At 64.5% G+C, this 26,433-nt stretch carries 26 protein-coding genes; 13 read left to right on the top strand and 13 right to left on the bottom strand.

Annotated features, from left to right (window positions below; translation table 11 throughout):
- Positions 1-84: 84 nt before the first annotated feature.
- The 4 genes from ACVRRC_RS03740 to ACVRRC_RS03725 form a co-directional block, all read right to left on the bottom strand.
- Complete coding sequence (locus ACVRRC_RS03740) at positions 85-489, bottom strand: hypothetical protein (protein WP_013984481.1); 405 nt, start codon at positions 487-489, stop codon at positions 85-87.
- Between the two features lie 95 nt (positions 490-584).
- Complete coding sequence (locus ACVRRC_RS03735) at positions 585-878, bottom strand: GNAT family N-acetyltransferase (RefSeq protein ID WP_472996642.1); 294 nt, start codon at positions 876-878, stop codon at positions 585-587.
- A 143-nt stretch (positions 879-1,021) separates the two neighbouring features.
- Positions 1,022-1,642, bottom strand: coding sequence for a Type 1 glutamine amidotransferase-like domain-containing protein (locus ACVRRC_RS03730; protein ID WP_122097658.1), 621 nt, complete (start codon positions 1,640-1,642; stop codon positions 1,022-1,024).
- Positions 1,643-1,792: 150 nt separating this feature from the next.
- Entirely contained in the window at positions 1,793-3,628 is a 1,836-nt protein-coding gene (locus ACVRRC_RS03725) for an ABC transporter ATP-binding protein (RefSeq protein ID WP_472996641.1), read from the bottom strand.
- 475 nt (positions 3,629-4,103) lie between these two features.
- On the opposite strand from ACVRRC_RS03725, the gene ACVRRC_RS03720 reads away from it, so the two are divergent.
- On the top strand, positions 4,104-5,339 hold the full coding sequence (locus ACVRRC_RS03720; RefSeq protein ID WP_014598111.1) for a patatin-like phospholipase family protein: 1,236 nt from the start codon (positions 4,104-4,106) through the stop codon (positions 5,337-5,339).
- Between the two features lie 151 nt (positions 5,340-5,490).
- On the opposite strand, the gene ACVRRC_RS03715 is transcribed toward ACVRRC_RS03720, so the two are convergent.
- From ACVRRC_RS03715 to ACVRRC_RS03705, 3 genes are all read right to left on the bottom strand, one after another.
- Entirely contained in the window at positions 5,491-6,057 is a 567-nt protein-coding gene (locus tag ACVRRC_RS03715) for a DUF1993 domain-containing protein (protein ID WP_472996640.1), read from the bottom strand.
- A 111-nt stretch (positions 6,058-6,168) separates the two neighbouring features.
- On the bottom strand, positions 6,169-7,653 hold the full coding sequence (locus tag ACVRRC_RS03710; RefSeq protein ID WP_472996639.1) for a P-loop ATPase, Sll1717 family: 1,485 nt from the start codon (positions 7,651-7,653) through the stop codon (positions 6,169-6,171).
- A gap of 161 nt (positions 7,654-7,814) precedes the next feature.
- On the bottom strand, positions 7,815-8,096 hold the full coding sequence (locus tag ACVRRC_RS03705) for a hypothetical protein (protein ID WP_472996638.1): 282 nt from the start codon (positions 8,094-8,096) through the stop codon (positions 7,815-7,817).
- 235 nt (positions 8,097-8,331) lie between these two features.
- On the opposite strand from ACVRRC_RS03705, the gene ACVRRC_RS03700 reads away from it, so the two are divergent.
- On the top strand, positions 8,332-8,871 hold the full coding sequence (locus ACVRRC_RS03700) for a DUF421 domain-containing protein (protein ID WP_045159530.1): 540 nt from the start codon (positions 8,332-8,334) through the stop codon (positions 8,869-8,871).
- Positions 8,872-8,998: 127 nt separating this feature from the next.
- Positions 8,999-9,901, top strand: a complete 903-nt coding sequence (locus tag ACVRRC_RS03695) for a LysR substrate-binding domain-containing protein (protein ID WP_020308379.1) — start codon at positions 8,999-9,001, stop codon at positions 9,899-9,901.
- A 121-nt stretch (positions 9,902-10,022) separates the two neighbouring features.
- On the opposite strand, the gene ACVRRC_RS03690 is transcribed toward ACVRRC_RS03695, so the two are convergent.
- Positions 10,023-11,504 (bottom strand): YdgA family protein, encoded by a 1,482-nt coding sequence (locus ACVRRC_RS03690; RefSeq protein ID WP_472996637.1) that lies wholly within the window; start codon positions 11,502-11,504, stop codon positions 10,023-10,025.
- Between the two features lie 184 nt (positions 11,505-11,688).
- The gene (locus ACVRRC_RS03685; RefSeq protein ID WP_011915152.1) at positions 11,689-11,886 is read right to left on the bottom strand and encodes a DUF2934 domain-containing protein; all 198 of its coding nucleotides are present in this window, start codon (positions 11,884-11,886) and stop codon (positions 11,689-11,691) included.
- Positions 11,887-12,137: 251 nt separating this feature from the next.
- Between ACVRRC_RS03685 and pgm the strand changes: the two genes are divergently transcribed.
- The gene (gene pgm, locus ACVRRC_RS03680; RefSeq protein WP_472996636.1) at positions 12,138-13,802 is read left to right on the top strand and encodes a phosphoglucomutase (alpha-D-glucose-1,6-bisphosphate-dependent); all 1,665 of its coding nucleotides are present in this window, start codon (positions 12,138-12,140) and stop codon (positions 13,800-13,802) included.
- Between the two features lie 21 nt (positions 13,803-13,823).
- Here the strand turns inward: pgm and ACVRRC_RS03675 are convergent, their stop codons facing one another.
- Both ACVRRC_RS03675 and ACVRRC_RS03670 read right to left on the bottom strand, forming a co-directional pair.
- The gene (locus tag ACVRRC_RS03675; protein WP_472996635.1) at positions 13,824-13,997 is read right to left on the bottom strand and encodes a hypothetical protein; all 174 of its coding nucleotides are present in this window, start codon (positions 13,995-13,997) and stop codon (positions 13,824-13,826) included.
- A 112-nt stretch (positions 13,998-14,109) separates the two neighbouring features.
- Positions 14,110-15,093 (bottom strand): zinc-dependent alcohol dehydrogenase family protein, encoded by a 984-nt coding sequence (locus tag ACVRRC_RS03670; protein ID WP_472996634.1) that lies wholly within the window; start codon positions 15,091-15,093, stop codon positions 14,110-14,112.
- 176 nt (positions 15,094-15,269) lie between these two features.
- Between ACVRRC_RS03670 and ACVRRC_RS03665 the strand changes: the two genes are divergently transcribed.
- Entirely contained in the window at positions 15,270-15,695 is a 426-nt protein-coding gene (locus ACVRRC_RS03665) for a VOC family protein (protein WP_079327913.1), read from the top strand.
- A gap of 6 nt (positions 15,696-15,701) precedes the next feature.
- On the opposite strand, the gene ACVRRC_RS03660 is transcribed toward ACVRRC_RS03665, so the two are convergent.
- Positions 15,702-16,238: a gamma carbonic anhydrase family protein gene (locus ACVRRC_RS03660; protein ID WP_045159504.1), complete on the bottom strand. Its 537-nt coding sequence runs from the start codon at positions 16,236-16,238 to the stop codon at positions 15,702-15,704.
- 225 nt (positions 16,239-16,463) lie between these two features.
- Between ACVRRC_RS03660 and prlC the strand changes: the two genes are divergently transcribed.
- The 3 genes from prlC to ACVRRC_RS03645 are packed head-to-tail and all read left to right on the top strand — an operon-like array spanning position 16,464 to position 19,560.
- Entirely contained in the window at positions 16,464-18,515 is a 2,052-nt protein-coding gene (gene prlC, locus ACVRRC_RS03655) for an oligopeptidase A (protein WP_045159505.1), read from the top strand.
- The gene (locus tag ACVRRC_RS03650) at positions 18,512-18,790 is read left to right on the top strand and encodes a YheV family putative zinc ribbon protein (protein ID WP_013984497.1); all 279 of its coding nucleotides are present in this window, start codon (positions 18,512-18,514) and stop codon (positions 18,788-18,790) included. The genes prlC and ACVRRC_RS03650 overlap by 4 nt, the downstream gene beginning before the upstream one ends.
- Positions 18,791-18,792: 2 nt before the next feature.
- Positions 18,793-19,560, top strand: coding sequence for a DUF1835 domain-containing protein (locus tag ACVRRC_RS03645; RefSeq protein WP_472996633.1), 768 nt, complete (start codon positions 18,793-18,795; stop codon positions 19,558-19,560).
- 135 nt (positions 19,561-19,695) lie between these two features.
- Here the strand turns inward: ACVRRC_RS03645 and ACVRRC_RS03640 are convergent, their stop codons facing one another.
- Entirely contained in the window at positions 19,696-20,766 is a 1,071-nt protein-coding gene (locus tag ACVRRC_RS03640) for an acyltransferase family protein (RefSeq protein WP_011915159.1), read from the bottom strand.
- A gap of 297 nt (positions 20,767-21,063) precedes the next feature.
- Here ACVRRC_RS03640 and ACVRRC_RS03635 point away from each other — a divergent pair, with 297 nt between their 5' ends.
- The 5 genes from ACVRRC_RS03635 (at position 21,064) to coxB (ending at position 26,428) form a co-directional block, all read left to right on the top strand.
- Positions 21,064-22,128 (top strand): PA0069 family radical SAM protein, encoded by a 1,065-nt coding sequence (locus ACVRRC_RS03635; protein WP_026006531.1) that lies wholly within the window; start codon positions 21,064-21,066, stop codon positions 22,126-22,128.
- A gap of 200 nt (positions 22,129-22,328) precedes the next feature.
- Positions 22,329-23,081, top strand: a complete 753-nt coding sequence (locus ACVRRC_RS03630; protein ID WP_011915161.1) for a carbonic anhydrase — start codon at positions 22,329-22,331, stop codon at positions 23,079-23,081.
- A 75-nt stretch (positions 23,082-23,156) separates the two neighbouring features.
- Positions 23,157-24,695, top strand: a complete 1,539-nt coding sequence (locus ACVRRC_RS03625; RefSeq protein ID WP_472996632.1) for a SulP family inorganic anion transporter — start codon at positions 23,157-23,159, stop codon at positions 24,693-24,695.
- A gap of 100 nt (positions 24,696-24,795) precedes the next feature.
- A complete protein-coding gene (locus ACVRRC_RS03620; RefSeq protein ID WP_013984504.1) occupies positions 24,796-25,062 on the top strand; it encodes a hypothetical protein in 267 nt (88 codons plus the stop codon).
- A gap of 232 nt (positions 25,063-25,294) precedes the next feature.
- Positions 25,295-26,428 (top strand): cytochrome c oxidase subunit II, encoded by a 1,134-nt coding sequence (coxB, locus tag ACVRRC_RS03615; RefSeq protein ID WP_017244940.1) that lies wholly within the window; start codon positions 25,295-25,297, stop codon positions 26,426-26,428.
- The last annotated feature ends 5 nt before the right edge of the window (positions 26,429-26,433 follow it).

Below are 26,433 nucleotides of genomic sequence, written 5' to 3'. Positions count from 1 at the left end.
GTCAGCCCACCCGCCATCCCCCGCGTAGCTGCAACGAGCTACAGCGCCATCGCCGCGTGACCCGCCACAGGTCGCGCGGCGCCATCACCATTGCCAGAGTCCGTAGCCGACCACACCCAGGCCAAAGCCCATCTGCGCCAGCAGCAGTGCGCGGATGGCGAAGGTGTAGCTGATCACCCGGCTCTGCCCCAGCGCATCGGCGGCGAACAGCCGGTAACTCTCGGGATAGTCGGCCTCCATCTCCTTGAGGGCGACGATGGTCAGCTCCAGCAGTTGCCGGCTGCGCGCGTCCACCAGCCAGAACACCTGCGCCAGCAAGACGGTGAAGGCGCCCAGCAGAATCAGCAGCCCCGGCGAGAAGCCCTGCTGCAGGGCCGCCAGTACACCGCCATCGGCAAAGATCGCCAGCACCACGAAGAAGTTGAAGCCCCGCAGGCGCTGCTCGGCATTGAGCTTGAAATGCGCCCAGACAAACTCTCGACCATCCACGCGATTGCCCTCTGCTAAGCCAGGCGGCGGCACACCACGACCATCACCCCGGTCGCGACCGTTGGCGGGCTGAAGCCCGCCGCTGCATATCGACCTCAGAGCGGATCGTCCAGGTCCTGCCATTCCTCGTGGCGCTCAATGTACCTGGCGATGAACTCGCACTGCGGCACCACGCGCTTGCCGCGCCGCCGTGCATCGTCCAGCGCGCCCTTGGCCAGCACGCTACCCAGCCCCTGCCCGGACAGGCTGGGGTCGACCTCGGTATGGGTGAAGACCATCCGCTCGCCCTGCTCGCTGTACGCAGCGAAGCCGAGTGGCTGGCCCTCCACCAGCAGTTCATAGCGCTGCTGCGCAGCATCGTGGCGGACGCTGGCTTGTTTATCGGTCATGGCAGATTCCCTCTCGGTTCTTTGGCTGTGGCTAGAAGTACGAGTGGACGCGGTGTGGGAGGGTTCAGATGGATCGACGATGAAACGCCCTGCGCCGACTCGCCCAAGGTGGGCCGCAAGTAGGCTCGGGCCGGGTATGAAACTCAATCACCGCTGGTTTGAAGCTCGGCTTGGCCGCCCGACAAGGCGATCGCCTGGTTATTGCTGAATGGTCGGAGATCCAGCGCATCCCCATACTCTTTCAGCACCTGCTCGACAGCCTCGGCAAACGGCTCGTTTCGGTAATGCGGCAGCGGGTAGAAATCGACCAACCCCAAGGCCGCAAAGGACTCGAGATCAGGCGCGGCAGAAACATCGTCCAGCGCCGTTATGTATTCGATGCTGGGGGCGAGTATCGCGGAGCCGGCGGATTCGCCGATGTAGCACTTCCCGGCTTTGACGTGTTCGGCGATCAGCAGGTCCGCGCCTGTGCGCTTGAGCTCCTGCAGCAGAAAGAAGGTGTTGCCGCCGGACACATAGATGTAATCGCCGCGTTCGAGCTTGCTGACGATTTCGTCCTGAGTTGCGGTTGAAACCTCGAGTTCATCGATCACCAGACCGGCTTCGACGAGCGCCTCCCTGGCCGCAACAAGGTAGGAATTGACCTCCTCAACAAGACTCGCCGTAGGAATCAACGTAACCGTCTTACCGCTGCACTCGCCCTTGGTGAACCTGACAAACAAGTCCACGACTTCAGCAAAGGAGGATGTCAGGAAAATGTTCATATGCACCTCTGCGCTCGACTGGATTCAGGCTCGCCCAACCCGCCCCTGGTTATTGAGAACACGGCGGGACAGCTCAGCGCTGCCGCGCCGCGCCTTCCAACAGGCCGACAAGCAGAGTGGACGAAAAACCCCTGGCTTGCCCGTTTCCTATCAATCCACCCCGACAAAGCCACCGGTCTGGTGTTGCCACAGCCGCGCATAGAGGCCACCGCGGGCGATCAGCTCGGCGTGGGTGCCGGTCTCGATCACCTGCCCCTTGTCGATCACCACCAGCCGATCCATGCGCGCGATGGTCGACAGCCGGTGGGCGATGGCGATCACCGTCTTGCCTTCCATCAGGCTATCCAGGCTCTCCTGAATCGCCGCCTCGACCTCCGAATCCAGCGCCGAGGTGGCTTCGTCGAGCACCAGGATCGGCGCGTCCTTGAGCAGCACCCGGGCGATGGCGATGCGCTGCCGTTGCCCGCCGGAGAGCTTCACGCCGCGCTCGCCCACCATCGCCTCGAAGCCCTTGCCGCCCTGGCTGTCGTCCAGCGTCTTGATGAACGCATCCGCGCGGGCCTTGCGCGCCGCGGCCCAGAGTTCTTCCTCGCTGGCGTCGGGCTTGCCGTAGCGCAGGTTGTCGCGGATGGAACGGTGCAGCAGCGCGGTGTCCTGGGTGACCACGCCGATATTGGCGCGCAAACTTTCCTGGCTGACCTCGGCGACGTTCTGCCCGTCGATCAGGATGCGCCCGCTCTCCAGGTCATAGAGACGCAGCAGCAGGTTGACCAGCGTCGACTTGCCCGCACCCGACGGCCCGACCAGGCCGATCTTCTCGCCCGGGCGAATATCGATGGTCAGCCCGCTGATCACCCCGCCCTGCTTGCCGTAGTGGAAATGCACATCCTCGAAGCGCACGCCGCCTTGCTCCACCTGCAGCGGCCTGGCGTCCTCGGGGTCGAGCACATCGCGCGGCCGGACGATGCTCTTCATGCCGTCCTGCACGGTGCCGACATTCTCGAAGATGCCGTTGACCACCCACATGATCCACTCGGCCATGTTGTTGATGCGGATCACCAGGCCCAGCGCCAGGGCGATGGCGCCTGTGGTGATCAGCGCCTCGCTCCACAGCCACAGCGCCAGCGCGCCGGTGCCGACGATCAACAGGCCGTTCATGCAGGTGATGAGGAAATCCAGGCTGGTGATCACCCGCGACTGCAGGCGGAACTTGCCGAGCAGCTCCTGCATCGCCTCGCGGGCGTAGCTCTCCTCCTCCCGCGAATGGGCGAACAACTTGAGCGTGGCGACGTTGCTGTAGCCGTCCACCACCCGCCCCATCACCTTCGAACGCGCCGCGGACGCCGCCGCCGAACGCGCACGGATACGCGGCACGAAGTACCAGAGCGCGGCGCTGTAGCCGACGATCCACAGCAGCAAGGGCACGATCAGGCGCAGGTCGGCGGCGGCGAACAGATACAGCGCGCTGCCGGCATAGACCACCACATGCCACAGTGCATCGATCACCTGCATGGCCGAATCGCGCAGCGACGGCCCGGTCTGCATCACGCGCTGGGCGATGCGTCCGGCGAAGTCGTTCTGGAAGAAGTTCAGGCTCTGCTTGAGCACGTAGCGATGGTTCTGCCAGCGGATCAGATTGGTCAGCCCGGGGTTGATCGCCTGATGCGTCAGCAGGTTGTGCAGGCCGAATACCAGGGGCCGGATGACCAGCGCCACCGCTGCCATCCACAGCAACGCGTTGCGGTGCTCGGCAAAGAAGGTCCGCGCGTCATCGGTCGCCTGAGCCATATCGATCAACTGGCCGAGAAAGCTGAACAGCGCCACCTCGATCAGCGCCGCGAAAAAGCCCACCACCAGCACGGCCGTCATCAACGGCCAGACCTGCTTCAGGTAATGGGCATAGAAGCGCAGCATCCCGGCCGGCGGCGCAACGTCCGGGCTGGGCTTGAAGACGTCGATCAGGTTTTCGAAACGGCGGAACAACATGAGGAGGTCTGCTTTGTGGCGGGGCGGGCGGGCGTCTTTCCCGAATTCGACCGCTCGGGCGCGGCATCCGGTTGGACGCCCCGAACCCGCGAGCGTTTCGCCAACCACCTGCCCTGCCCGTCGATTCGCATCGGTGGACAAGCGCAGCGTTGTCCACCCTACGCCACTCGGCCTCCTCTGCCGACACCGTGCATGCGTAGGGTGGAAAACGGCGAAGCCTTTTCCACGCGTTACGTCCAGGCTACCTCGCTAACCGCAAGAGCTGCCGCCTTTAAGAGGTAAAAGCTCGAAACACAGCACCCCAATAAAACCCAGCGGCGCGACACACCGGCGTGTTTTGATTGGTAGCGTATTGCCCTGTTGATAATCTCTGCCGCCGTCGCCAGCGAGGCGACCGACCCCTTTCGATGACCTGCCGTTCATTGTTCCTGCGGCAAGCCCAGGCACTACCGAAAACCTCGAACTGGAATCGACGATGACCGAGGACGCAGTAAAAAACCCAGATACCACAGGGCTGATCCTCTCCGGCGGCGGCGCGCGAGGGGCCTATCAGGTTGGTGTGCTGTCGGCCATCGCCGATCTGCTGCCCGACTCGTCGGGCAATCCGTTTCCGGTGATCGTCGGCACCTCGGCGGGCGCGATCAATGCCGTCAGCCTCGCCTGCGGCGCCCTGCATTTTCGCGAGGCGGTGCGGCGGTTGAGCAGCGTGTGGCGCAGTTTTCATACCGATCAGGTTTACCGCAGCGACTGGCCCGGCGTGTTGCGCCAGGCCAGCCGCTTCCTCGGCCACAGCGTGCTCGGTATCGGCAAGCAGGTGCCTGTTGCGCTGCTCGACAGTTCGCCACTGGCCGGGCTGCTCGAGCGTGAACTGGATTTTTCCGGCATCGCCGCGGCCCTCCGCCAGCGGCAACTGCGCGCGATAGCGGTGACGGCATTCGGCTACGAGTCGGCCGAGGCGGTGACGTTCTATCAGGGGCATGCGGCCATCGATCCATGGCTGCGCCATCGTCGGGTAGGTGTGCCGACCCGCCTGGGAATATCCCATTTGCTGGCCAGCACTGCCATTCCGCTGGTCTTCGAGCCGGTAAAGATCAACCGCGAGTACTTTGGCGATGGCGCGGTACGCCAGACCGCACCCATCAGCCCGGCCCTGCACCTGGGCGCCACGCGCGTGCTGGTGGTCGGGGTCAGTGGCAACCCGGTGGATGATCAGAGCGAGACCGCTCCAACACCGCGGCCGACCGGCGCCAGCCCCAGCCTGGCGCAAATCTCCGGACACATGCTCAACAGCACCTTCATCGACAACGTCGAGAGTGATATCGAACTGCTGGAGCGCCTCAACCTGCTGGGGCAACTGGTGCCGGCCGAAAAACGCAAGCGCGCCTACGGTCTGACGCCCGTCGAGGTGCTGGTGATTTCCCCCAGCCAGCCGCTGGACAGGATCGCCGCCCGCCATCGAAAGGAGCTACCCGCCGCCATGCGCCTGTTCCTGCGCGGCCCTGGCGGCACGCGCGAAGGCGGCGGCGGGCTGCTGAGCTACCTGTTGTTCGAACCCGGCTACTGCAGTGACCTGATCGAACTGGGTTACCAGGACGCCATGGCCAAGCAAGCCGAGCTCAGGGCCTTTCTCAGGCTCGAAAAGCCAGAGCAGCGCAGCCAGCAGCTCTCGCCAAGCGCGCACAGCGCTTCAGCGGTGAGCGGTGAGCGGTGAGCGCGTAGGGTGGAAAACGGCGAAGCCTTTTCCACGCGTCACCTCCAGGCCACCTCGGCTCAAGGGCATGCACCATCGCCTGGATTACCCATAACACGAGCTTCGGCGCCCTGCGCGGCTACACCGAGACATTCGGACGGCAGAGCAGCCATTACCCCTTCGGAACCGATTCCGGCCGCAGATACGGCAGCATATGCGCCACATAGTCCGCCTTGCCCAGCTCGATCCCTTCCTTACGCAGGATCGAATACGCGGTCATCACGTGAAAATAGAACTGCGCCAGCGTCCAGTCACGGGTGTACTGCTGCGCAGTCAGGTCGAAGATCATCCCATTCGCCAGCTCGTGGGCGATTGGCTTGTCCGCCTCCATATCCAGCGCATCGGCGGCGAGACCGTCGAGCAACGCCACCGTCTCTTCGATCCGGGCATAGGCATCAGCCAGCGTGCCCGGCCGCTCCCCCGCCTGCCGCCCCTCGTCCAGCAGTTCGTTGATCACAGCCGGAAAGGCCTCGCCTCTCAGCCGGCAAACGGCCTCCCTCGCCTGCACACAGGCAAAGCGCACCTGAGTCGACAGCGGAAACATATCCGGCGCCAGCCGCGCGGATAACAACGCCTGCGCCTCCCCTTCCGGCAGCTGGACCTGCGCTTTCTTCAGCCAGCCTGAGAGGGTTTTGAGCATTTGCGTATAGGTTGGGATGAGGAGGGTTGTTAGTTGCATGGGTTCTTACCTTGTGGAGAGCTACGCCGGAGAACATGTCAGGGTGCTACGAAGCTAGCCACCTGACAATATCTGTCCCCTTTTATGCTGCCCTGTTTGCTGCCCCTTTCTCTATGCAGCCGAAATATCGACCCCATACTCTCTAGCGTAGCGAACCTTTGGATCCTTTATCTCGTAAATTACACCGCCTTGTGTTGTTTTATTTCCAGTCTTTCTAATGAGCCCCATATTTTCCATGGAAATAACATAGTTATTTGTGGATCCGCCAGTTTTAGCCATTTCACTCAATTTGTTCTTGGTAAAGTCATTAGAGTCTAGCTTCATAAGGTGCTTAATAAAAGAATAAACATCCATAGAATCAGCTCGCGCATTAGACTTCCTAGGATAATACTCATAGTAATTGAACTGTCTGACAAACCTTTCAATTCCAATATCTATCGCTTCTTTAGTAATTTTTTTTGAGCTATCTATTTCAAATTGAGCCACAAGCGCTTTATCCAAAAGGTGCCATAGATCCCTTGGGTTTTCATTCGACATTTCTATAAGACGCTCAAAAGAATCAAAACCATCCTCATCAAAAATCTGATCTAAACTAACCAGCTGCTGATTAGAAAACGCAGATAGCCTTTTCCCAGCAGCCTCTCTTAGCCCATCGCGAGTCCATGAAAGTGGTTGCAGAACTATTTTTTGTGTCCGGATATTTGATCTCACGGAATTAAATGGCGTCGACCAAACAAAAAGCAGCACCTTGAAATCATTATTTATCAAAACTTTATGATTTGAGGCGAAACCCTCTATAAAACTAGCTATTCGCTCCGCATCGTTCTGCAACCTGGGGTCCTCGTCTATCTTGTCTATAACAAGAATGATTTCTTTAATCTTTGAGTTCAAAACCAACGAGCATAGCTTTTCCAACAAATAAAAACTTCGATCAGCTGGCGTAAACCCCTCATCCACCTCCATTTCTAGCTTTCTAAAGTACTCAATGTCGCCTGAATCAAATTCGGGGAGCGCCGAAAAATGTTTGGTTAACGCATCGCTGACTGTTTTAGTTATCGCTTTCAACCCATAATTTAAAACTAATCTCGTTGAATTATATAGCCCTACCGCTGACCGCTTAACGAAACCCTGCTGTATTTTCCTGATCTGTTCTCTAAGCTGATGCTTTGTTGAGGCGGGAACATACTGATGAAGATACATCGACAAATGAAGACGGTCATCTTTGTTGTATTTCCAAAGACTCCCTGGATGAGAACTTATTTTCTTGAAAAACTCGCTTGCTATATGTTGGACGATGAAATCGTATAGCTGCTCAGGACCATATCCCTCCTCTAGACCTGAAAACTCTTCTAACCGCACCAATAAAATATGCTCAGAATTTTTGCGCCTCACCACATCCAAATTCAACGCCGTTTTACCACTTCCGCGCTCTCCGGTTATGATTACTGAGCTACTCCTTATTGCCTCATCTATGACTGAGTAGTTTGAAGGCTTCTTATAAATACTCTCAGCCTTATCCCTTTCGGCTTCTGCGGTATAGAGCGAGAATGGATAGCTTACCAACCCTAGCGACTTATAATACTCTTCGAACTCCAACGCCTTTTCTCCTTAAACTTATTATCAGCAGCGCCACCAATTTAATTAGAACATTCGTTCAACACGCCCTTCGCGCGCAAACGCCTATTGCGTAAAAGAGGCGACATCTTTAGTTTCATGCTATGCCGCAGCAACGGGGGGCTTTCTTATGCATGCCGACTTCAACGAAATAGGATCGCAACGGTCTTCGGGCCGCTGCCGGTGTGCAGGGTGACCTTGCCGTGGTGGTACATCAGCGAGCTTCCAGTCCTTGACCTCGAACACGAGGATGTCGCGGCGCGAGTGCAGGACGACGAAGTCGGGATATCGCGCCATGGGCCCGACTGGAGCGTTGCTCCAGCAGAGGTAATCGTCTCGAGCAGCTTTTCCAGCCGCTTGGCGAAGCGCCGCTCGCCGGGTGTGCCGAACTGACATTGCGAGCGGACTGGGGAAAAGCGCGCCATCTGTACCTTCCTTGGTAGCGGACCGGTGCAGACCGTAGCGTCGCAGCGGAACCGTGATCGAGTGCGCAGTTGCTGCGCGTGATGGCACATTAGCCACTGCTTCCGTATGGGTAAAGCAGGCGATGAATTAATCCTCGGTTTTCATGCCGTCACCTACGCGCGATCACTTGCGCCGTATGCACTTTCCGCCCACCTACCCTGTCCACCCCTGCATGGCTCAGGTGCGGAGGTGATCGTGGAAGGCATGTTTTTCAGTAGTGGAACGACGTTGATACGCACGCTGGTGGTGGGTGTGCTGGCCTATATCAGCCTGGTGCTGTTGTTGCGTCTGTCCGGGCGGCGGACGTTGTCGAAGATGAATGCGTTCGATCTGGTGGTAACGGTGGCGCTGGGCTCGACCTTCGCGACGATTCTGCTCAATCGCGATGTGTCGCTGGCCGAGGGGGTGCTGGCATTGGCGCTGTTGATCGGGCTGCAGTACGTGGTCACCTGGTCCAGCGTGCGGGTGGCATGGGTGCGGCGGACGGTGACGGGCGAGCCGGCGCTGCTGTTCTTTCGCGGGCGTTTTCTCGGCGATGCCATGCGCGTGGCGCGGGTGACCGAGGACGAGGTGCGGGCTGCCGCGCGCAGTCAGGGGCTGGCCGCGCTGGATGGCATCGAGGCGGTGGTGCTGGAGACCGATGGCAGTTTCAGCGTGATCACCGATGGCGCCGGCGACAGCCGTTCCACACTGGACGGGGTGAATGTGCCGGGGCCGAATGAAAAGGGCGTTTGAGGCCGTGGCCCCTTTCGCCAGCGGCTGATCGACGGGCCCGCCGCCGGGGGCCCGCGCCGGCCCGGTTGCCGCCACACGGCGCTGCCGCCAGACTCGTTGTTCCCGCCCTTCGATGCGATTCCCACCCATGAAAACCAACCTCGACGAAATGCTCGCCTTTGTCAGCGTGGTCGACAGTGGCTCGATCAGCGCTGCGGCCGAGCAGCTGGAACAGACCGCCTCGGGCGTTAGCCGGGCGTTGAGTCGGCTGGAGGACAAGCTGGCGGTGACGCTGTTGCGCCGCACCACGCGGCGCCTGGAGCTGACCGAGGAAGGCGAGGCGTTCCTGGCGCAGGCGCGGCGGATTCTGGCCAGCGTCGAGGAAGCCGAGGAGCAGATGGCGCTGCGGCGTCAGGCGCCGGCCGGGCGCTTGCGGGTCAATACCGCGTCGCCGTTCATGCTGCATGTGATCGTCCCGCTGATCGGCGATTTCCGCGCGCGCTATCCGCTGATCGAGCTGGAGCTGCACAGCGACGACCGCATCGTCGATTTGCTGGAGCGGCGCATCGATCTGGCCATCCGCATCGGTCCGCTGCCCGATTCCAGCCTGCATGCACGGCCGCTGTGCCATACCACGCGCCGGGTGCTGGCGAGCCCGGCCTATCTGGCGCGGCATGGCACACCGCAACAGGTCGAGGACCTGGCGGAGCACAGCCTGATTGGCTTTACCGAGCCGGATCGCCTCAACGACTGGCCGCTGCGCCACGCGCTGGGCGAGAGCTGGCGGATCAACCCGGCGCTACGCGCCTCCAGCGGCGACACGGTGCGCGAGCTCGCGCTGGCCGGCGAAGGGATCGCCAGCCTGTCGGACTTCATGACTGGCCGGGACCGCCAGCGCGGCGAGCTGGTGGAGGTGCTGGCGGCGCAGCGCGTCGACGTGCGCCAGCCGATCAACGCGGTGTACTACCGCAACACCGCGCTGGCCTCGCGCATCACCTGTTTTCTGGATTATCTGAGTGAGCGCCTGGGAGCCGGCGCCCCGCACGACTGAGCATGGGTCGCGCGTCCGGGTATCCACGGCGGTGGCGCCGGTCGAACGCCAGGAAGTGAAACGGCCCTGTCCATCGGTCACCGATGGCAGGGCCGTTTCCCAGGTGCGTCAGTAGCGCCGACTATTGCCCCAGCAGGCCGGCGTTCTGTACGGAGCCGAAGGCAAAGCCGAGGAACTCCGGCACGCTCATTTCGCGGCCGTTGAAGGTCACCTTGTCATTGGCGTAGTGCAGCGAACTGACCAGCCGCTCGCCCTCCAGACGCGACCAGCCGGTGTTCAGCGCCATGCCGCTGAACAGCTCGGTGGCGGCCTCGGTTTCCTGCTGCAGTGCCGCCTGGTCGAGCTGGCCGTCACGCGCGTTGTTCTGCACGACCAGCCCGGCGATGTCGCGCACCAGGTTCCTGTCGACGCCGGCGTCGGCCTTGAGCGAGGCGAGCATGCTGGTGATCATCGCGTCCGGGGTGAAGGCTTCTGCGCTCGGCGATTGCAGGTCGAGCACGACCGACAGGCGGGCCGCGCCGTGGGCGGTTTCGAAGCCGAACTCGTCGAGGGCCAGGGTGGGCTTGTGTTCGAGCAGCCGCAGGCCGTGGGCCTGCAGTGCCTGCTGCTGGGCGCTGGTCATGCCGGCGAAGGATTCCTGCGGGGTGGCGCTCTGCTCGAGGATGTCCTTGTAGCTCGCCACCAGGGCCTTGAGGCTGCTTTCCTCGAGGTTGCGCAGGCTGAAGACGAGGGCGAGGTTGCGGAAGGTCTGGCCTTTGGCGCTGACCTCGCCGATGCGGTAGCCGATGGTCTGGTCGAGGCCACGGCTGCCGCGGCTCAGTGCCTCCTCGACGGAGGCCTGTTGGATGACCACGGCGGGCTCGTCGCCGGCCTTGATTTCCATGCGCTGCAGGGTGATGGCGGACGGTCCGAAGCCGAAACCGGCGTCGTAATCCTGCTTGTCGGCGCTCAGGCCGATGCCGCGCAGGCTCACCTGCACCGGCTGGCCACTGTCGCTGCGCTGCAGGTCGATATCGATTTCCGCCAGCTCGCCGTCCATGCGTACGTCGCTGCCGTCCCTGTTCGCCTCGAAGTTGAGGTTGGCGGGGGCGATGCGCACGCTGCCGTCCTCGTCTTCGATATTCAGCGCGGCCGTGCGCAGATCGCCGGCCTGGCCGCCGTCGTAGCCGATGGTCACCTCGCCCACCAGCGGCACTTCGCCGGAGGCGGCGTCGAACAGCTTCTGCGTCAGCGGTGTGCGTTCGAGTTCGAAGTGGCTCTGCGCGGCGACCGGCATCAGCTGGCCGCGGCTCAGGCGCGAGACGGGAAAGGGGCCATGTTCGAGGCGATCGTTCAGCAGCAGGGCGTAGTGCTCGGTGTTGCCTTCGTCATCCGCTACGTCGATGTCGATCTGGTAGCGCGCGGTGCTGGACAGCAGGCCGCGTTCGAAGCTGAGCAGGGTGAGGCTGACATCGGCACCGGCGCCGACGCCCATCTCGCGCAGCTTGAGGTTGGCCTGGTCGACGGCATCGCGGGCGGTCGATTCGACCTGAGTGCTGGTGTAGAAAGTGGCGGCCCCGAAAAGGGCCAGGGGTACGGCTACGGCGAGCGCGAGCTTTTTCATGGAAGCATCCTGTGCGGCGGCTGGGCAGACGTCCTGTCAGCCGGTGGTTGGCAAGCGGCGGCACTCTAGCAGCGCGCCTCGACAGGCTCCAGCGCACCAGGCATCCGGATGAAAAGGCTGAGAACGTCGCAGCAGATTCGGGCGGGACGACGCGTGCCGCGTCCTCGCCGCCCTGCCGGCGCCGCTATCGATCGCCACCCGATTTCGGCATCGGAATGGCCACGCTGCTTTCGATGCCGCCGGCTTCGGCGTTGCCTTCCTTGTAGAAGGGCTCGATCTCGTCCCGGGCGCGCTGCCAGTGGTCGGCTTCCTGGCCTTCGGGGCGGCCCTCGGCTTCCCATATTTCATAGGCGCGCTGGCGGATGCGTTCGTCGACGTTCATGGCTGAAATCTCCGGGTAACGGGCCGGCGAATTGCCGGCCGTTAAGCAGAAGAAAGGCCGGCCCGCTACAGGTTCCGGCGGGGCGACGAGCGCGCTTGGCCGGGACGCAGCAGCGCGTGACCTGCCGATCAGGGAACCGCCACCGTCGCTGCGGTCTTAGCTCTGGATAAACGACGCCGACTGGCGTTTCATTCGCTCTTCGCCGCGCCCGGATCGGCCGGCGCATCGCCTTCTTCACAAAGGACCGCCCCATGAGCATCGCCCCCAACGCCGGACGCCTGCCCGACCCGCACACCCTGACCCACCTGCCGCGCCTGGTGGCGCGCTACTACAGCGACCGACCGGACCCGTCCGACCCGGCGCAGCAGGTGGCGTTCGGCACCTCCGGGCATCGCGGTTCCTCGCTCAAGGGCAGCTTCAACGAGTGGCACATCCTCGCCACCACCCAGGCGATCTGCGATTACCGCCGCCAGGAAGGCATCGACGGCCCGCTGTTCATGGGCATGGACACCCATGCGCTGTCCGAGCCGGCGTTCGTCTCGGCACTGGAAGTGCTGGCGGCCAACGGCATCGAGACGCGCATCGACGCCGGTTGCCCGGAAACCGGCGGCGAGCCGGGCTACACCCCGACCCCGGCGATCTCCAACGCGATCCTCAGCTACAACCGCGGCCGCACGAGCGGGCTGGCCGACGGCATCGTCATCACGCCGTCGCACAACCCGCCGGGCGACGGCGGCTTCAAGTACAACCCCACCAATGGCGGCCCGGCCGACACCGGCGTTACTAAGTGGATTCAGGAGCGCGCGAATGCGCTGCTGGTCGCCGGTCTCGATGGCGTCAAGCGCATGGATTACCGCCAGGCGCTCAAGGCCGCCACCACCCAGCGCTTCGATTTCATCGACGCCTATGTCGGAGGGCTCGAGCGGGTGATCGACCTCGACGCCATCCGCGGCTCGGACCTGAAGTTCGCCGTCGACCCGCTGGGCGGCGCCGGTGTGCACTACTGGCCGCGCATCGCCGAGCGCTTCGGCCTGCCGCTGGAGGTGCTGTCCACGGTGGTCGACCCGACCTTCCGCTTCATGCGCCTGGACTGGGACGGCAAGATCCGCATGGACTGCAGCTCGCCGCACGCCATGGCCGGGCTGATCGAGAACAAGGACCGCTTCGACGTGGCCTTCGCCTGCGACACCGACCATGACCGCCACGGCATCGTCACCCGCTCCGGCGGGCTGATGAACCCCAACCATTACCTGGCGGTGGCCATCGAATACCTGTTCACCCATCGCCCGGGCTGGAGCGCCGAGGCCGGCATCGGCAAGACGCTGGTGTCTTCGTCGATGATCGACCGTGTTGCCGCCGGCATCGACCGCCGTCTGGTGGAGGTACCGGTGGGCTTCAAGTGGTTCGTCGACGGCCTGATGGATGGCAGCCTGGGCTTCGGCGGTGAGGAGTCGGCCGGCGCTTCGTTCCTCGACAAGCAGGGCGGCGCCTGGTCCACCGACAAGGACGGGCTGATCCTCGGTCTGCTGGCGGCGGAGATCACCGCAGTCACCGGCAAGGACCCGAGCGAACGCTACCAGGCGCTGACCGACCGCTTCGGCGCGCCGGTGTACCAGCGCATCGACGCTGCCGCCAATCGCGAGCAGAAGGCACGCCTGGGCAAGCTGTCGGCATCGCAGGTCTCGGCCAAGGAGCTGGCCGGCCAGCCGATCACCCGCATCCTCACCGAGGCGCCGGGCAACGGCGCGGCCATCGGCGGGCTGAAGGTGGAAACGGCGAACGGCTGGTTCGCCGCGCGGCCGTCCGGCACCGAGGACGTGTACAAGATCTACGCCGAGAGCTTCGAGGGCGAAGCGCACCTGGCACGCATCCAGGCCGAGGCCAAGGCGCTGGTGGACTCGGTGCTGGCCGGCTGAGGCTCACGGCCCCACGCCGGGCTATCGCTGCTGGCGGTCGCTGACGCTGACCGCCAGCTGTGCAGCTTCGACTTCGTCGGTGAGGTAGCGGCTGTGGCCCTCGGCATCGGTCACCCGGTAGACCACCCGGATATCCGGCCCGCGCAGATGCTCGGGAATCTCGTCGCCCTGGAGCTTGCTCACGGTGACGCTCATGGCGGGGCTCCTTCATTTGGCATTGGCTGTCTGGAGTGTGACTGCGCCATCGCCAATCCGATCCTTGCCGTTCGCCGCACCGCGCCAGGGCTTTGCGCCCTGGCGCATCTCGCTAGGGCACCAGCACCGCAGCACCCTGGAAACGCCCGTTGCGCAGGTCATCCAGTGCCTGGTTGGCCTGCTCCAGCGGGTAGGCGTGGGTTTCGGTATGGATGCCGACCTGGGCGGCCACCGGAAAGAACTCCAGGCCGTCCTGGCGGGTGAGATTGGCCACCGAGACCACCTCGCGCTCCTGCCAGAGGATGTTGTAGGGAAAGCTCGGGATATCGCTCATGTGGATGCCGGCGCAGACCACCCGGCCACCCTTGCGCAGCGCGCGCAACGCGGCCGGCACCAGCTCGCCCGCCGGCGCATAGATGATCGCCGCATCCAGCGGCACCGGCGGCAGCTCGCCCGAATCACCGGCCCAGACCGCGCCCAGCGAACGGGCGAAGTCCTGCGCCGCCACATCGCCCGGGCGGCTGAAGGCATACACATCGCGCCCCTGCCAGCGCGCCACCTGCATGACGATATGCGCCGCGGCACCGAAGCCGTACAGCCCGAGACGCTTGCCGTCACCGGCCTTGACCAGCGAACGCCAGCCGATCAGCCCGGCGCAGAGCAGCGGTGCCAGCGCCACGGGGTCGCCCTCCTCGCCGAGGGCAAAAACGAAACGGGCATCGGCCACCACGTATTCGGCGTAGCCGCCGGGCCGCGTGTAACCGGTGAACTGCGGCGCGTCGCAGAGATTTTCCTCGGCGTGTTGGCAGTAGCTGCAGGTGCCGCAGGTGTGCCCCAGCCAGGGAATGCCGACCCGCTGGCCCGGCTCGAAGCCCGTCACGCCCTCGCCCAAGGCATCGACCAGACCGACGATCTCGTGGCCGGGAATGATCGGCAGCGGCGCCTCCGGCAACTCGCCATCCACCACGTGCAAGTCGGTGCGACAGACACCGCAGGCCAACACCCGCACGCGGACCTCGCCAGGCCCCGGTTGCGGCACGGGCAGCTCGCGCAGCTGCAAGGGTTGGCCAATCTGTTCCAGCAACATGGCACGCATCGACGTCTCTCCTTTCGTCTCCGGTCTGCTGCAGGGTAGGCCGATCGGCGGAAAAAGGCTCTAGGGACGGTTGTGAATCAAGGCGCTTCTGCCGGGCTGAAGCCCACCGGCGATGCTCGGTACGGCCAGAAAGCCTCTACACTCGAAACGTCTTGCCATTTCCGGAGTACGACCCGATGACGCTTTCGCCCTTCCATCTCGCCATTCCCGTCTACGATCTGGCCGCCGCCCGTGCCTTCTACGGCGAGGCGTTCGGCTGTACCGAGGGCCGCAGCAGCGATCACTGGGTGGATTTCGATTTCTTCGGCCACCAGCTGGTGATCCACGAGGCGCCGAAGATGCCGCATCAGGAGGCGGCGCACAGCAACCCGGTGGATGGCCACGACGTGCCGGTGCCGCACTTCGGCGTGGTACTCGGCTGGGAGCAATGGGAGGCGCTGGCCGAGCGGCTGAAGGCGCGCGGCACGCGCTTCGTGATCGAGCCCTACGTGCGCTTCCAGGGCCAGGTCGGCGAACAGGCGACCATGTTCCTGCTCGACCCCTGCGGCAACGCCCTGGAGTTCAAGGCGTTCAAGGACATCGGCCAGCTGTTCGCCAAGTGAGGGGGATCAGCCGCGCTCGGCAAGGTGCTGGTCCTTGAGCTTGACGTAGTTGCCGGCGGTATAGCTGAAGAAGCTGCGCTCCTTGTCGGTCAGCGGGCGCGCCTGCTTCACCGGGCTGCCGACATAGAGATAGCCCGACTCGAGCGTCTTGCCCGGCGGCACCAGGCTGCCGGCGCCGATGATCACCTCGTCCTCGACCACCACGCCGTCCATCACGATCGAGCCCATGCCCACCAGAATGCGGTTGCCCAGGGTGCAGCCGTGCAGCGTGACCTTGTGCCCGACCGTGACCTCGTCGCCGATGGTCAGCGGGAAGCCGTCCGGGTTGTACGGGCCGGCATGGGTGATGTGCAGCACGCTGCCGTCCTGGATGCTCGAGCGCGCACCGATGCGGATGCGGTGCATGTCGCCGCGGATCACCGTGAGCGGCCACACCGAGCTGTCGGCGCCGATTTCCACCTCGCCGATGACCACGGCGGAGTCGTCGACGAACACGCGCTCGCCCAGTGTCGGAGTGCTGTTTTGGTAGCTGCGTATCGCCACGATAGAAACCTCTTTGGCTGCGGGAAGGGTCGATTGTAATTAAGATGGCCGGCATTGCCGCTGCGGACCCGGGCTGAGCAGCATGCCGCCCGCCGTGGTCAGAGTAACAACCGGCCGACCGGCGTTGAAAAAGCACGACAGCGCGTCCATCTAGGACATCTGCCTGCCACGTCCGGTCTCGCTCCAGCGAGCGGCCTGCAATCCTCTTCGTCACAAGGTGTCCCCGTGAGCGCGAACAATCCCCTGCTGCAACAATTCGACCTGCCGCCCTATTCCGAAATCCGTCCGGAGCACGTCGAGCCGGCCGTCGACACCATCCTCGGCGACAACCGCGTGGCGATCCAGGAGCTGCTCAGCCGCCCGGCCGAAAGCCTGGACTGGCAGACCCTGGTGGTCGGGCTGGACGAGCTGAATGATCGCCTCGCCCGTGCCTGGGGGCCGGTCGGTCACCTCAACTCCGTGTGCAACAGCCCGGAATTGCGCACCGCGTACGAGGCCTGCCTGCCCAAGCTGTCGGCCTACTACACGGAACTCGGGCAGAACCGCGCGCTGTTCGAGGCCTACCAGGCGCTTGCCTCCGGCCCCGCGGCGGCCGGTTTCGAGGTGGCGCAGAAGACCATCCTCGAGCATTCGCTGCGCGACTTCCGCCTATCCGGTATCGACCTGCCGCCGGTCGAGCAGCAGCGCTTCGGCGCCATCCAGATGAAGCTTGCCGAGCTGGGCAGCAAGTTCTCCAACCAGCTGCTGGACGCCACGCAGGCCTGGACCCGGCACATCACCGACGAGAGCGTGCTGGCCGGCATCACCGAATCGGCCAAGGCGCAGATGGCCGAGGCGGCCAAGGCCAAGGGCCTCGACGGCTGGCTGATCACCCTGGAATTCCCCAGCTACTACGCGGTGATGACCTACGCCGACAACCGCAGCCTGCGCGAGGAGGTCTACACCGCCTACTGCACCCGCGCCTCGGACCAGGGCCCGAATGCCGGGCAGTTCGACAACGGCCCGGTGATGGCCGAGATCCTCGAGCTGCGTCACGAGCTGGCCGGCCTGCTGGGCTATCGCAACTTCGCCGAGCTGTCGCTGGCGACCAAGATGGCCGAATCCACCGAGCAGGTACTGAGCTTTCTGCGCGACCTGGCGGTGCGCAGCAAGCCGTTCGCCGAACGCGACCTGGCCGAACTGCGCGCCTTCGCCGCCGAGCAGGGTCTGGACGACCTGCAGAGCTGGGACCTGGGCTACTACGCCGAGAAGCTGCGCCAGCAGCGCTACAGCCTGAACCAGGAAGAGCTGCGCGCCTACTTCCCGATCGACAAGGTGCTGTCCGGGCTGTTCGGCATCGTCCAGCGCCTGTATGGCATCCAGATCCATGAACTGGAGCAGTTCGACGGCTGGCACCCGGACGTGCGGCTGTTCGAGATCACCGAGAACGGCGAGCACGTCGGGCGCTTCTTCTTCGACCTCTACGCGCGGCCGAACAAGCGCGGCGGCGCCTGGATGGACGGCGCCCGCGACAAGCGCCGCACCGCAGACGGCACGCTGCAGACGCCGGTGGCCAACCTGGTCTGCAACTTCACCCCGCCGGTGGGCGAGCGCCCGGCGCTCTTGACCCATGACGAGGTCACCACGCTGTTCCACGAATTCGGCCACGGCCTGCACCACCTGCTGACCCAGGTCGAGCACGCTGGTGCGTCGGGCATCAACGGCGTGGCCTGGGATGCGGTGGAGCTGCCCAGCCAGTTCATGGAGAACTGGTGCTGGGACCCCGAAGGCCTGGCACTGATCTCCGGTCACTACCAGACCGGCGAAGCCCTGCCACAGGACAAGCTGGACATGATGCTGGCGGCGAAGAACTTCCAGTCCGGCATGATGATGGCGCGCCAGCTGGAGTTCTCCCTGTTCGACTTCGAACTGCACGCCACCCACGGTGACGGTCGCAGCGTGCTGGAGGTGCTCGAACACATCCGCGATGAGGTTTCGGTGATGCGGCCGCCGGCCTACAACCGCTTCCCCAACAGCTTCGCGCACATCTTCTCCGGCGGTTACGCCGCCGGTTACTACAGCTACAAGTGGGCCGAGGTGCTGTCGTCCGACGCCTTCTCGCGCTTCGAGGAGGAAGGGGTGTTCAACGCCGAGACCGGCCGCGCCTTCCGCGAGGCCATCCTGGCGCGTGGCGGCTCCCAGGAGCCGATGGTACTGTTCGTCGATTTCCGAGGCCGCGAGCCGTCTATCGACGCCCTGCTGCGCCACCTCGGGCTGGTAGCGGAGGCCGCGGCATGAGCAACGAAGTATCCCGAGTCACCACCAAGCGCTTCATCGCCGGGGCCGTATGCCCGGCGTGCAGCGGCACGGACTGCATCAAGATGTGGGATGTCGACGGTGTCCCGCACCGCGAATGCATCGACTGCGGCTATGCCGACACCCTCAACGCCCAGGGCCAGTCGGTACCCATGGAGCTGGGCACACGAGTGAACAAGGTCCAGCCCAAGCCGGCCAACCCGCAGGTGCAGTCGGTGCAGTTTTTTCCTAATCCGAAGTTGAAGAAGCCGGAGTAAGGGTGCTGCACCTGACCTGCGGTGACCTGGCCGGCGATGGTGTTCGCAACCTGCTGGCCGACCGCGAACCGGGTGCGGAGGTCCGGGTGCTGCGCGATGACCTGGCAGTCGGCCCGCTGAGCGATGTGGACAGCCCGCCGTGCGCCGCCCGTGTCGCCTTCTGGGAGCAGCTGTGGCCTGACGAGCTGACGCCGCGCCCACTGTTCGCCCACGACCTGGCCGCCGATGCGCGCTGGCTGGCAGAGCTCGCCGGACAAGCCGACAACGTGATCGTCTGGCATGGCGACAGCGCGTCCGAACAGCTGCTGCTGGCACGGGTCTGCGCGGCGTTGCAGGGCTGCCGGTTGCAAGAAGTGGCCTGCGGTACAGGCGACAGCCGCGCCGGCCGGCGCAAAGCGGTATCCATGCATTCGCCCGAGGCGCTGGCGGCGCTCTACCGGCCACAGGCCGTTTCGGTGTCCCGCCAGACCGAGCTTGCCGCGCTCTGGCATCAGCAATGCGCCGGCACCTATGGCATTCGGCGCTGGGACAATGGGACCTTTAGCGGCGAAGACTATCAATTGATCGACGCGGCGCTGATCGCCGCCAGCCCGGATGAATTCGCACCGCTGGCGCGTGCGATGGCCGAGGTCATGGGCCATTGCGACGGTTTCTTCGCCACCGATCTCTTCCTCTACTGGCGCGCCCGCGAGCTGGCTACCGCGGGGCATCTGGAAGTACGGGGCGACCCCGCCGCCGGTTATCGTGATCTGCAGGTGCGCCGGAGGTGAAGGCGCACGCCGAACGATTCTGCTTCGCGGCCTCACGACAGACCGCGGTCACCGCCACGCCAGCGCTTACGCAGCCGCACCGCTGATAAAAAAGAACCCGCCGAGTGGCGGGTTCTTTTTCGGTGCAAGGCTCGCTCAGCCCTCAACCTTCGGCGTCGCCCGTCCCGGCTGCGGTGGCGAGGCAAACAGGCGCTTGAGCTTCATCGCCGGCGCTTCGATCAGGTGCCAGGACAGCGCGGCGAGGATCAGCGTCGGCACGAAGGCGATCAGCGTCAGGCCGAGCACGCCGACCTGCGGGCCGAACAGGTAGACGGTGAGCTGCTGGAACGGGAAGGCGTAGATATACAGGCCGTAGGAGAAGTCGCCGTACTTGCCGAAACGCGACACCCAGGGCAGCGGCGCGTAGGCCAGGTAGAGCACCAGGTACGGCAGCGCGACGAAGTACACCAACGGGCCGATGTCGGTGCGGAAGGTCGCCACCAGCGCGGCGAACAGCAGCGCCGCGATCCAGCCGCGCCAGGGAATGTCGTCGCGATAGAGGAACAGTGCCGAGCCGCTGTAATACAGCAGACCGAGCTTGAAGATGTTCTTGATGAAGTAGGACTCGATACCCAGCTTGCCCAGCAGCCAGAAGTGCCCGACCGCCAGCACCACGATCGGCAGGAAGATCAGGCGGCGCTTGAGAAAGCCGGTCAGGCCGAGAATCATCACGCCGATGTACATCAGCACTTCCAGCGGCAACGTCCACAGCGAACCGTTGACCACATCGGGATAGATGTTGCCGGTGAACACGCCAGGCAGTTCGTAGCGCGTCACCAGCAGGATGTTCTGCAGGTAGGTCCAGGTACCGTCGGCGGCCAGATAGCGACCGAGGCTGAACTGCGTGACCATCGGTCCGATGACGAAGACCGACAGCAGCACCGCGACGATCAGCGCCGGGAAGATGCGCAGTGCACGCTTGATCAGGAAGCTCTTCGGGCTGCTGCTGGCCAGCCAGGACGAGGCGATCAGGTAGCCGCTCATGACGAAGAAGATGCCGACGGCGATCGAGCCGCCCTTCTCATAGCCGGTCAGCAGCGTCAGTGGTTCGTCTTCGCGACGGCCGACCAGCGGGTAGCTGTGGGCGAACAGCACCAGAGCGGCGGCGAAGAAGCGCAGGAAATCGAAGTTGTTTTCCCGGGTGTGGAAGGAACCGGTGGGATGCATGGTCTGCTCCTGACTGTCGGCAGTGGCTGGAAGCTGGAGTGCACGGGAGTGCAATGCCGGTACTGCCGGATCGGTCGCCGGAGGCGCCCTGATCATCCTTTTGTTTGTTTGCCGGCCGGCTCCAATTCGGGAAGCGCGGAAACCACAGCGCTCACCCGATCAGCCTCCTTTGTCCGGACCTGTAAGCAAATGTTCCCGAGGCAACCGACGGGCGGTAGCGGTTGCCATCGATCAGTTGGGCTGGCGCGCGGTCGACGAGCTGTTTACTGTATATATAAACAGCATTTGGCCAAAAACATGACCCTGCCCATTTCCACACCACGCGGCCGCGGTACGGCGGTGAACCCGGACAACCGCTTCGCGCCCACGCGCAGCGAGGCCTACGACGATGGCTGGGAACAGGACGTCCCGCCGACCCGGGCCACAGAGGTGCGCCGCGAGATCGCCAAGTCGGTACTGACGCGCAACCAGTCGCCGGACGTCGGTTTCGATCGCTCGGTCAACCCTTACCGCGGTTGCGAACATGGCTGCATCTACTGCTTTGCGCGGCCATCGCACGCGTACTGGGATCTTTCGCCGGGCATCGATTTCGAGACCCGGCTGATCGCCAAGACCAACCTTGCCGAACGGCTGGAGGCCGAGCTGAGCAAGCCGGGCTACGTGCCGCAGCCCATCGCCCTGGGGGTGAACACCGACGCCTATCAGCCGCTGGAGCGCGAGCAGCGGCTGACGCGCCAGGCACTGGAGATCCTGCTGCGCTTCAGGCATCCGGTGCACATCATCACCAAGGGGTCGCTGGTGCTGCGCGACCTGGACCTGCTGGTGCCGCTGGCCGAGCAGCGGCTGGTGAGCGTGTCGGTCAGCCTCACGACCCTGGACGATGAACTCAAACGCATCATGGAGCCGCGCGCAGCCTCGCCTTCGGCGCGCCTGCGGGTATTGCGCACACTGCACGAGGCCGGCGTGCCGGTCAGCGTGATGTGCGCGCCGATGATCCCGATGATCAACGACATGGAGCTGGAGCGCCTGCTGGAAGCCGCCCGCGAAGCCGGTGCGCGTTCGGCCGGCTACGTGCTGCTGCGCCTGCCTCATGAGGTGGCCGGGCTGTTCGAGGGCTGGCTCGAGGAACACTTTGCGCAGCGCGCCGCCCATGTCATGAGCCTGGTGCGCCAGTCGCGCGGCGGCAAGGATTACGACAGCCGTTTCGGCAGCCGCATGCGCGGCGAAGGCCAGTTCGCCCAACTGCTCGCCCAGCGTTTCCAGCTGGCCTGCAAGCGGCTGGGCTTCAATCGGCGGGATCAGAATTACGGCCTGGATTGCAGCCGTTTCGTCGTGCCGGGACGGCAGATGCCGTTGCTCTGATTTCGCCGCGCCGGGATGCCAGTGCCATCATTGCGCTAGCGGGGCAATCGTCGCAAAGGCTCGTCCTAGAGCGGCTCGTTCAGTTTCAGTTAAGTCTCGCTGACTAGCCTCGAGGCAAATGTGACCAGCCAGTCACGCGGACCGCCTGCGGTCTGCGCGGCGCTGGCACGCCTTGCCCCTGCCCCAGGAGACCCAAGCCCATGCGTGAAATATTCACCGCCCGCGTCGAGCCCAGCAAAGCATCCGCCCAAGGCGGCCGGCATGCCCGAGACGAGAGCGCCGACGAATCCTTCGCCCACCTGGTCGATGGCTTTCGCCGCTTCCGTGCCGAGGTCTACCCCGAACAGCAGGCGTTGTTCGCCCGTCTGGCCAAGGCCCAGCAGCCGCGCGCGATGTTTATCACCTGTGCCGACTCGCGGATCGTTCCCGAGCTGATCACCCAGAGTTCGCCCGGCGACCTGTTCGTCACCCGCAACGTGGGCAACGTGGTGCCACCCTATGGCCAGATGAACGGCGGGGTTTCCAGCGCCATCGAGTACGCGGTGATGGCCCTCGACGTGCAACACATCATTGTCTGCGGGCATTCCGACTGCGGTGCGATGAAAGCGGTGCTCGACCCGGCCGGGCTGCAGCGCATGCCCACGGTGAAGGCCTGGCTGCGCCATTGCGAGGTGGCGCGCAGCCTGGTCGAGCAGAACTGCAGCTGCACGGCCGGCGAGGCCCTGGGCGTGCTTACCGAGGAGAACGTGGTGGCGCAGCTCGACCACCTGCGCACCCACCCTTCGGTCGCCGCCCGCCTCGCCGGCGGTCAGCTGTCGATCCATGGCTGGGTCTACTGCATCGAAACCAGCGAAATCCTCGCCTACGACGCCGGCACCGGCCGCTTCGCGCCGCTGGACGGCGACGGCCCGCTGCCGGTGGCAACGCCCGCACCGCGCTACCTGCAAGCCTGAACCAGCGGCCGCAAAGGCATTGGCTGTCACTCCCGGCGGCGCCGCTGGGCGTCGCCGCGTTGTCGAGGATTTCGAATGAATGCAGAAACGATCAAAGCAACATTGCCACGCGACCTGATGGCGTCCGTGGTGGTCTTCCTGGTGGCGCTGCCGCTGTGCATGGGCATTGCCATCGCTTCGGGCCTACCGCCCGCCAAGGGCGTCATCACCGGTATCGTCGGCGGGCTGGTGGTGGGCTGGCTGGCCGGCGCGCCGCTGCAGGTCAGTGGCCCGGCCGCGGGCCTCACGGTGCTGGTCTTCGAACTGGTACAGCAATATGGCGCCGCGATGCTCGGCCCGATCCTGCTGCTGGCCGGCGCGCTGCAGCTGCTGGCCGGGCGGCTGAAGCTGGGTTGCTGGTTCCGCGTTACCGCGCCGGCCGTGGTCTACGGCATGTTGGCAGGCATCGGCATTCTCATCGTGCTGTCGCAGTTGCACGTGATGATGGATGCGCAGCCGGAAGCCTCCGGACTGGACAATCTCGGCGCCTTTCCCGCCGCGCTGTGGGCGGCCCTGCCGTTCTCCGGCGGCAATGGCATGGCCGCCGCCTCCCTCGGCCTGCTGACCATCGCCTGCATGTGGACATGGGATCGGCTCAGGCCGCAGCGTCTGCGTCTGCTGCCCGGCGCGCTGCTCGGTGTCGCGGCGGCGACGCTGGTGGGGCTGTGGCTGGGGCTCGACGTGCGCCGTGTCGAGGTGCCGGACAACCTTGCCGACGCCATCAGCTGGCTGCAGCCGGCCGATCTGCTGGCGTTCGCCGATCCCGGCCTGCTGGTCGCGGCGCTGGCCGTGGCCTTTATCGCCAGCGCCGAAACCCTGCTGTCCGCCGCCGCGGTCGATCGGATGCACCAGGGCCCGCGTGCCGATTTCGACCGCGAGCTCACCGCGCAGGGCGTCGGCAACATGCTCTGCGGCGTGCTCGGCGCGCTGCCGATGACCGGCGTGATCGTGCGCAGCTCGGCCAACGTGCAGGCCGGCGCGCGTACACGGCTGTCGGCCATGCTGCATGCGCTCTGGCTGCTGGCCGCGGTGGTGCTGCTGGCCGCGCTGCTGGAGCAGATTCCGGTGGCGAGCCTGGCCGGTGTGCTGGTCTACACCGGGCTCAAGCTGATCGACCTGGACGCGCTGCGCCAGCTCGGCCGTTACGGCCGTATGGCCATGCTGATTCATGTCGCCACCGCGCTGACCATCGTCGCCACCGACCTGCTGACCGGCGTGCTGCTGGGCTTCGCGCTGACACTCGCGCAGCTGGCCTGGCAGGCGTCGCGACTGAAGATCGGCGTGGTGCGCGACGGCCGCCGGGTCGAGCTGCGCATGCAGGGTGCGGCGACCTTTCTTCGCGTGCCGCAGCTCGCCCGCGCACTGCAGGGCGTGCCGCAGGATGCCTGGCTGCATGTACCGATGGCGCACCTGCGCTACATCGATCACGCCTGCATGGAGCTGCTGGAGGAATGGCAGCGCGCCAACCAGGGCAGCGGCGCGCGGCTGATCATCGAAGCGCGAGCGCTGACCCGGCGGGTCGAAGGCCGGCGTCGACAGGCCGCACATCTCGCCGCAGCCGCCGCCGGGAACTAATCGGGGCGGCCAAGCCCTCATCCTTCAGGCATCAACATGTGCACCTTGCAGGCAGCGCATCGGGCGAACCGATGCGCTGCCTGCGCTTGCGGAGGATGAATTGGACGTCTTTATCGATCTGCTGCAATGGCCGGCCATGGCGGTCACGGTGATCGCCGCCTGGCTGATCGGCTCGCTGCGACCCGGCCGGCGCTTCGTCGGCTTCTGCTGTTTTCTGCTGAGCAACCTGCTCTGGGTGATCTGGGGCTGGCACGCCGAGGCCTGGGCGCTGATCGTCCTGCAGGTCTGCCTGGCGGCGATGAACATTCGCGGCGTGAAGAAGAACGACGACCCCGCACAGCCCGAGCCAGACACGCCCCGCGCTTAAATTGCGAGAGTGGGATCGCTGTCTATACTCCGAATCGTAGGCGTACCTGATTGAGTTCCGACTGCGCGTGCAAGCGTCCAGTCGGCCACCGGGCCTTCCGGTGGTCGTGCTGGGCAGAATCGGACTGATCGAGAACGTAGCTGGCATGACGGGAATGGTTTCCCCGGCCAGCCGATTCTCGGCGGTGCGATGGCGGTCGGCGGGATAACAAGAATCATAAGGGGAACCCGCAATGTCTCGACATCCATGCATCTGGATGGGGCTTGGGCTTTCGGCAGTATTTGGCCAGGCCCAGGCGGCCTGGGACGTGAACATGCGCTCCGGCGCCACCGACGTCAGTCGGTCGGTGTTCGATCTGCACATGACCATCTTCTGGATCTGCGTGGTCATCGGCGTGCTGGTGTTCGGCGTCATGATCTATTCGATGATCGCGCACCGCCGCTCCAAGCGTCAGCAATCGGCCAACTTCCACGAAAACACCCGCGTCGAGGTGCTCTGGACGGTCATCCCGCTGCTGATCCTGGTGGGCATGGCGATCCCGGCGACGCGCACGCTGATCCACATCTACGACTCCAGCGAATCGGACGTGGATGTGCAGATCACCGGCTACCAGTGGAAGTGGCACTACAAGTATCTGGGCGAGGACGTGGAGTTCTTCAGCAACCTCACCACGCCGCGCGAGCAGATCAACAACCAGTCGCCCAAGGGCGAGCATTACCTGCTGGAAGTCGACGAGCCGCTGGTGATCCCAGCCGGTGCCAAGGTCCGCTTCCTGATCACCGCGGCGGACGTGATCCACTCCTGGTGGGTACCGGATCTGGCGGTGAAGAAGGACGCCATTCCCGGTTTCATCAATGAATCCTGGACCCGCGTCGAGCAGCCGGGCATCTACCGCGGCCAGTGCACCGAACTCTGCGGCAAGGACCACGGCTTCATGCCGGTGGTGGTGGAGGTCAAGTCGCAGGAGGATTACGCCAGCTGGCTCGGCGAGAAGAAGGCCGAGGCCGCCAAGCTGGCTGAACTGACCAGCAAGGAATGGACGCTGGAAGAGCTCTCCGAGCGCGGCCAGAAGGTCTACCAGACCGCCTGCGCCTCGTGCCACCAGGCCGGGGGTGAAGGCATCCCGCCGATGTTCCCGGCCCTCAAGGGCTCGGCCATCGCCACCGGCGACGTCGAGGCGCACATCGACATCGTCGTCAACGGCAAGCCGGGCACCGCCATGGCGGCGTTCGGCAAGCAGCTGTCGGAGGTCGATCTGGCTGCCGTCATCACCTACGAGCGCAACGCCTGGGGCAACAACACGGGCGACATGGTCACGCCGAAAGACGTGCTCGACTTCAAACAGGCCGAAGAAGCCACCCAGTAAGAGGA

Source organism: Stutzerimonas sp. LR2 (assembly GCF_055755175.1).
This window is presented reverse-complemented; position numbering and strand designations above follow the sequence as displayed.

What these genes read in the sequence shown, in the direction of transcription:
- coxB (WP_017244940.1), top strand. Translation starts at nt 25,295, where the DNA reads ATGTCTCGACATCCATGCATCTGGATGGGGCTTGGGCTTTCGGCAGTA.
- ACVRRC_RS03685 (WP_011915152.1), bottom strand. Translation starts at nt 11,886, where the DNA reads ATGAACGTCGACGAACGCATCCGCCAGCGCGCCTATGAAATATGGGAA.
- ACVRRC_RS03725 (WP_472996641.1), bottom strand. Translation starts at nt 3,628, where the DNA reads ATGTTGTTCCGCCGTTTCGAAAACCTGATCGACGTCTTCAAGCCCAGC.
- ACVRRC_RS03690 (WP_472996637.1), bottom strand. Translation starts at nt 11,504, where the DNA reads ATGAAAAAGCTCGCGCTCGCCGTAGCCGTACCCCTGGCCCTTTTCGGG.
- ACVRRC_RS03665 (WP_079327913.1), top strand. Translation starts at nt 15,270, where the DNA reads ATGACGCTTTCGCCCTTCCATCTCGCCATTCCCGTCTACGATCTGGCC.
- ACVRRC_RS03715 (WP_472996640.1), bottom strand. Translation starts at nt 6,057, where the DNA reads ATGCAACTAACAACCCTCCTCATCCCAACCTATACGCAAATGCTCAAA.
- ACVRRC_RS03695 (WP_020308379.1), top strand. Translation starts at nt 8,999, where the DNA reads ATGAAAACCAACCTCGACGAAATGCTCGCCTTTGTCAGCGTGGTCGAC.
- ACVRRC_RS03705 (WP_472996638.1), bottom strand. Translation starts at nt 8,096, where the DNA reads ATGGCGCGCTTTTCCCCAGTCCGCTCGCAATGTCAGTTCGGCACACCC.
- ACVRRC_RS03650 (WP_013984497.1), top strand. Translation starts at nt 18,512, where the DNA reads ATGAGCAACGAAGTATCCCGAGTCACCACCAAGCGCTTCATCGCCGGG.
- ACVRRC_RS03625 (WP_472996632.1), top strand. Translation starts at nt 23,157, where the DNA reads ATGAATGCAGAAACGATCAAAGCAACATTGCCACGCGACCTGATGGCG.
- ACVRRC_RS03630 (WP_011915161.1), top strand. Translation starts at nt 22,329, where the DNA reads ATGCGTGAAATATTCACCGCCCGCGTCGAGCCCAGCAAAGCATCCGCC.
- ACVRRC_RS03670 (WP_472996634.1), bottom strand. Translation starts at nt 15,093, where the DNA reads ATGCGTGCCATGTTGCTGGAACAGATTGGCCAACCCTTGCAGCTGCGC.
- ACVRRC_RS03730 (WP_122097658.1), bottom strand. Translation starts at nt 1,642, where the DNA reads ATGAACATTTTCCTGACATCCTCCTTTGCTGAAGTCGTGGACTTGTTT.
- pgm (WP_472996636.1), top strand. Translation starts at nt 12,138, where the DNA reads ATGAGCATCGCCCCCAACGCCGGACGCCTGCCCGACCCGCACACCCTG.
- ACVRRC_RS03675 (WP_472996635.1), bottom strand. Translation starts at nt 13,997, where the DNA reads ATGAGCGTCACCGTGAGCAAGCTCCAGGGCGACGAGATTCCCGAGCAT.
- ACVRRC_RS03720 (WP_014598111.1), top strand. Translation starts at nt 4,104, where the DNA reads ATGACCGAGGACGCAGTAAAAAACCCAGATACCACAGGGCTGATCCTC.
- ACVRRC_RS03635 (WP_026006531.1), top strand. Translation starts at nt 21,064, where the DNA reads ATGACCCTGCCCATTTCCACACCACGCGGCCGCGGTACGGCGGTGAAC.
- ACVRRC_RS03735 (WP_472996642.1), bottom strand. Translation starts at nt 878, where the DNA reads ATGACCGATAAACAAGCCAGCGTCCGCCACGATGCTGCGCAGCAGCGC.
- ACVRRC_RS03640 (WP_011915159.1), bottom strand. Translation starts at nt 20,766, where the DNA reads ATGCATCCCACCGGTTCCTTCCACACCCGGGAAAACAACTTCGATTTC.